Source organism: Candidatus Schekmanbacteria bacterium (assembly GCA_003695725.1).
GTDB lineage: Bacteria > Schekmanbacteria > GWA2-38-11 > GWA2-38-11 > J061 > J061.
On record RFHX01000291.1, the window covers coordinates 1 to 5,374 of the forward strand.

At 36.6% G+C, this 5,374-nt stretch carries 6 protein-coding genes; all 6 read left to right on the forward strand.

Features of this window, described 5'->3' with window-relative positions; genetic code table 11:
* On the forward strand, positions 1-1,304 hold a 1,304-nt coding region (locus D6734_11015; protein RMF92991.1), incomplete at its 5' end, for a hypothetical protein.
* A gap of 67 nt (positions 1,305-1,371) precedes the next feature.
* Positions 1,372-2,802 (forward strand): phage portal protein, encoded by a 1,431-nt coding sequence (locus D6734_11020; protein RMF92992.1) that lies wholly within the window; start codon positions 1,372-1,374, stop codon positions 2,800-2,802.
* 1 nt (position 2,803) lies between these two features.
* Positions 2,804-3,091 carry a hypothetical protein gene (locus D6734_11025; GenBank protein ID RMF92993.1) on the forward strand — a complete coding sequence of 96 codons (288 nt, stop codon included), beginning with the start codon at positions 2,804-2,806 and terminating at the stop codon, positions 3,089-3,091.
* Between the two features lie 16 nt (positions 3,092-3,107).
* Complete coding sequence (locus tag D6734_11030; GenBank protein ID RMF92994.1) at positions 3,108-3,647, forward strand: hypothetical protein; 540 nt, start codon at positions 3,108-3,110, stop codon at positions 3,645-3,647.
* Positions 3,647-4,486: a hypothetical protein gene (locus tag D6734_11035; protein ID RMF92995.1), complete on the forward strand. Its 840-nt coding sequence runs from the start codon at positions 3,647-3,649 to the stop codon at positions 4,484-4,486. The genes D6734_11030 and D6734_11035 overlap by 1 nt, the downstream gene beginning before the upstream one ends.
* Before the next feature lie 18 nt (positions 4,487-4,504).
* Positions 4,505-5,371 (forward strand): phage major capsid protein, encoded by an 867-nt coding sequence (locus D6734_11040; GenBank protein RMF92996.1) that lies wholly within the window; start codon positions 4,505-4,507, stop codon positions 5,369-5,371.
* The last annotated feature ends 3 nt before the right edge of the window (positions 5,372-5,374 follow it).

The window sequence follows — 5,374 nt, forward strand, 5'->3', positions numbered from 1 at the left end:
ATTTCCTTAGAGAGATGTCTGATTTAATAGACAGATATAGATTTACTTCATTTATGGCTCCGCGTGGTCACGGCAAGACTTTTTTAATCTTAGGAAAGGTAATACACTTAATCTTTTTTAATAGGGGAAAAAAGGTCTTGTTCGTTTCTGATAAGAAGGAGCAGGCGTCCGATAACTTGAATACGTTACGTAGTTTAATAGAGGAAAATGAGTTATTGAAAGAAGCCCTTGTACCAGAGACTAAATTAGAAGGAGATTGGTCTAAAACTAAGATAGAAACTAAGACCGGATGTTCAATTGTTGTTAGGGCGAATTCTCCTTCCGTGAGGGGTGGACATTATGATTTTGTATTTTGTGATGAGGCTGGAGAGTATTCTGATTTATCTAATTTTTATTCAGTCATTCAACCAACGGTTACTGCGAGAAAGGGCAAAATCGTAGTTATCGGTACACCAACAAGCAAAATAGATTTGCTTCATGAACTATCATCGGAGGATAGTAGATATGTATCTAGGAAATATCAAGCTATTAAAGCGAATGGTGAGGCACTTGCACCAGACCGGATTCCATTAGATGAACTTATGGAAATTAAGAAGGACTTAGAACGAAAGGGAAAGATGCTTGAGTGGGAGAGAGAATATATGTGTAATCCTATCTCGTCTGATGCCGGGTTGTTTGATTATGATAATATAATTAAATCAACTGACCCAAATGCTACCTTGATTTCCGTTGGCGAGCCGAATAAGAGATATTTTATGGGTGCGGATTTTGCTATATCTAAGAAAGCAAAGGCAGATTATTCTGTGTTTTTAGTAATTGAAGTTGATAATAACAATAATCGTAGGATTGTATCTATTGAAAGGAACAAAGGAGAATCATTTTCTGCACAGTCTGAAAGATTTATTAGGATGTATAATAATTTTAATGTTATAAAGGCGTGCATTGATGAGAGTAACATAGGGCATGTGTTTTTTGAAAAATTCAGTCAAGAGGGATTAGTCGTTTCTGGTAGGAGTTTTAAGGCAGGTAAGGGGGAAGGAAGTAGAGAGGATTTATTAGTAAGGTTAGCAACCCTAATAGAAAACGGTAAGGTAATTTTTCCATATAAAAAAGACGATCCCAAAACATATAATTTAATTAGGGAATTAATTTCAGAATTAATATCATTTACTTATAAGATAACTCCATCAGGTAGGGGCAGTTGGCAGAGTTCTGGTGCCCATGATGATATGGTGATGGCTTTAGCCTTGGCAGTTGATGCGGCAGGGAGGGATTATGGTCAAGTTTCATTAGAAATTATATGATTTTACGCACTTTTACTGAAAGATTTAAATATGAGTTTATACATATATAAATATAATTGGTGTGGCCATGGCATGGTATGATAGAGTTTTAGATAGATTGGGGATTAGCAAGTCTACAAGACAACAAGGTTTTTCTGGTAGTGGGCAGTCTTTTTTTACTTCTGATGATGCTAATAATATTCTTATTGGAGAAAATATCGGCGCTGCTGATAAGGAACTGTGGACTAGTGAATCTGCCACGGTAGATACATTATATGAAGTTCTTAAGCGGTCTCCTGAAGTTGTAGGAATTATAAAGGTTTTGGTTGAAGATGTTTTAAGCGATGGTTGGAGGTTTGAGGGTAGTGCTTCTGCTGTAAAAAGGGCGAAGAAAGCGGAAATAAATCTTAATTTCTTTAAGGTATTATCTGATGCATTGTGGGATTTATTTATTACTGGTGACGCATACATATTAAAACTATCTATTGATAGGAAGGATGTTGCTAGGTCAATTTCTAATAAACTTAAGAGTAAAGGATACGTATTTAAAAATAAAAAACTTGAGAAAGAGTTCATAGATGGAATTTTGGAGGAGCTGCCATCAGAAACTAAGGGATTACAATTATTAAAGAGCTCTACTATTGTTGGTGATTTTGATGAATATGGTAATGTTAGGAAGTGGATTCAGAAAGTCCCCGGAACAGAAAAGACACTAGAGTTTAGTCCAGATGATGTTATTCACTTGTCCTTGATTAATCTTGGTGGTGGAGTGTATGGTTTTTCTCCATTACAAACTTTATTATCAGATATAGGAACTTTATTATATGCTAAAGAATCGGCAGGGAAGGTATTTGAGAATCAAGGAATTCCTCCGGTGGTATGGAATTTACCTGAAGCATCTGGAGAAGATGATAGAAATTATCAAGTATTGAAAAATCAATTAAAGAACATAAAGAAATTCAAAAATAGATATTCTGACATAATAACTACTGGAAAAGTAGAAACAATACAAGTTAGAGCATCACAGTTAAATGAGATGCAATTTAAGGATTTAATAGTTCATTTCACTAATTTAATACTCTTTGCGTGGGGGGTTCCTGCACATAGGGTCCCTTTCATCCAAGCTAAAACCACAATTTTCCCTAAGGAGAGTAATGACGGGTACTTTAAGTCAATCGCATATATCCAGAAATTACTTGAGCCACAACTTAATGTTGGGCTATGGTCTGAATTTAAAGTATCTATGACATTTAATAAGTCATATAGGATAGATGAACTTAGGGAAGCTAATATTAATGCTATTTTGTGGGATAGGGGCGGTCAAAGTATAGAGGAAGGAAGGGAGAGGATGGGCCTCCCACCAAAGATACCCAAAGACCATACAATGCCACACAATTTAAAACAAGGAATATTTACTCGGTTTGATGAGAACCGAGATAATAGACAACAAAGGGGAGATATGTCTGACATAGAACAGGACACAAATACTCCACAATTTCAAGATAATAAGGTAAGATAAAATGATAATAAAAGTTAAAAATAAGGCGGATTTTGATAGATTATCTGCAGAGTGGGGATTAGTACATTTTAAAGAAACAGAGAACACATTTGAACTATATGTGTTTAAGTTTGGCGTCGGTTACTTATATGTGGTCGATAAGTCTGAAGTTGATGTTGATGCCTTTAGGGATATGTTGGTTAGTGTTGGAGTTGGTGGAATAGAAATAGAAGAAATAAGATTTAGTGAGGTAAAAGATGCCATTGCCGAAACCGAAGGAAGGGGAAGCGAAGAACCAATACATAAGTAGGTGTGTTAGTTTTTTAATGAATGAGAAACCAGAAATGAATCGTAAACAGGCAGTGGCTATTTGTTATAATGAGTGGGAAGAAAAAAATAGCAATAAGGGGGTGGGGACTATGAATGTTGAGTCTGGGGGATTTCCTATTGAAAAGTCATTTAATGTTTTTGTTCCAGTAACTAAGTCCTTCATAGAAAAGGACATAGACGGTATTGAAAGGAGATATATTGAAGTTACTGTATCTGGTCTTAAGGAAGACAGGGACGGAGAAAAGATGTCTCAGCAGGCAATAAATAAGATGATACAGGCATTTAAAGAAAATAGAATTCCTGCTTTTAATAACCACGGATATGATAAAAATGGAAATAGAATATACGATTGGAGGGACATTGTTGGTAAGTGGGTTGATGCTTGGCAAGAGGGAGATAGGCTTGTTGCTAGAATGCAAATTAATATGTCTAATCCGGATGGGGAACGTTTATGGAAGTATGCTCATCATGAGGGAATGCCTATTGGTTTTTCAATTGGGGGAAGAGTTTTAGATAAAACAGAGGTGGATGAATAATGGCAAGAAGAAAAATACCGGTTTATTTGGATATAGATTTATTGGAATGTAGCCCTGTTGGTATTCCTTCTTATCCCGATGCTCATAAAGGAATTATGGAACAGATTAGTAAAGCAAAGTGGACGACAGCATATATTAATGATTTACCAGATAGCAGTTTTGCTGTCATAGAGCGAGGGGGCAAAAAGGATTCTGAGGGCAAGACGGTTCCTAGAACCTATCGTCACCTACCATATAAGGATGCCGATGGCAAAGTCGATTTACCACACCTTAGAAATGCGTTAGCAAGAATGAATCAGATTGTTGCGGTTAGTCCAGATGATTCTACTGATAGGATTAGGGCGGCTGCTAAGCGAGTTCTTAGTTCTGTCGCTGAGAGATACTTAAAAACACAACAGGAGGAAAAAATGGCAAAGGATGTTTTAAAACAAGAGGGTTCTGAAATGGTTGAACAGCCTTCTGAGAAAGAACAACCTGCAGAACCAGATAAGAAGGAAGAAGTTAGTGAGGAAGTAGCCCAAACCGAGACTACATTACAAGAAGAAACAACAGCAGAAAGCGAACAAAAAGAAGCAAGTAATTCCGTTGAGGACCTTAAGAAAGAATTTAATACGGTTAAGAAGGAGTTGGACGAATTAAAGGAACTAAAGAAAGGATTAATAGCGGAGTTGAATAAAACCTTAGATGAGATACGAGTTTTAAGAAAGGGCTATTCTGACTTGGATAAAAATGTTTCTAGTGATATTGAAGTACCTAAATATGAGAAGGGAATGGATGAAAATAAGTTTTTTGAGAAGGTTGGTTTGGCATTAGAGAAGAGTGGACTATTTAAAGTTTAATGGAGGTAAAGGATAAAAATGGCTAACATACTTAAAGCATTGTCCGAAGGAACCGATGCAGCAGGTGGGTTCATTGTACCTGAAGAGTTAAGTAAAGAAATCTTAGCATACATTCAGGACAATGCAGTAACCTTACCTGACTTACAAAGGGTTCCAATGGGCTCAGATGAATTAAGGCTACCTAAATTAGTTGGAGGTAGTACTGCAAGATGGATAGGTGAAAGTACAACAATAACTGGAGCAGACATTACATTTGGAAGGACAACAATGAGTGCTAAAAAGGTTGCAGCATTAATGACAGCATCAACTGAATTGTTAGAAGACGCACCACAATCAGTTGCTGCAATTATATCAGAACAAATGGGTAAAGATTTAGCACTTGCAATAGATGGAGAAATCTTAGGTTCTGATACAACAAACTTCGCAGATGCTCTTGGAGCAGTAGGAAATGCTACAAATACAGTTTCTGCTGGAACATTAAGTTGGACTACATTAATTAACGCACAACACGAAATTTTAGCAGATAAACACCCAGCACCAGATGTAATGTATACACACCCAAATAACATCAAAACATTGAAACTATTGACTGACGGAAACGCTAGACCTATATTTGACGAGGCAACATTTGGAAGCCCATTATTAAGAGACGGAGCAATCGGAACAATTGCAGGAATGGCAGTTAAACCAACCACCCAATTAACCGCATCTAGTATGATTGTGGGAGTAAAGGGAAGGTTTGGTTACTATGCTGTAAGAAGGAATCTTAAATTCAATAGATTCTATCAAATAGGAACCGACGACTGGGTATTCCAAGCAAATATGAGAGTTGCATTCGCAGCAAAGTACAAAGATGCATACTGTTTAATACACAGTATAGCATAAAAA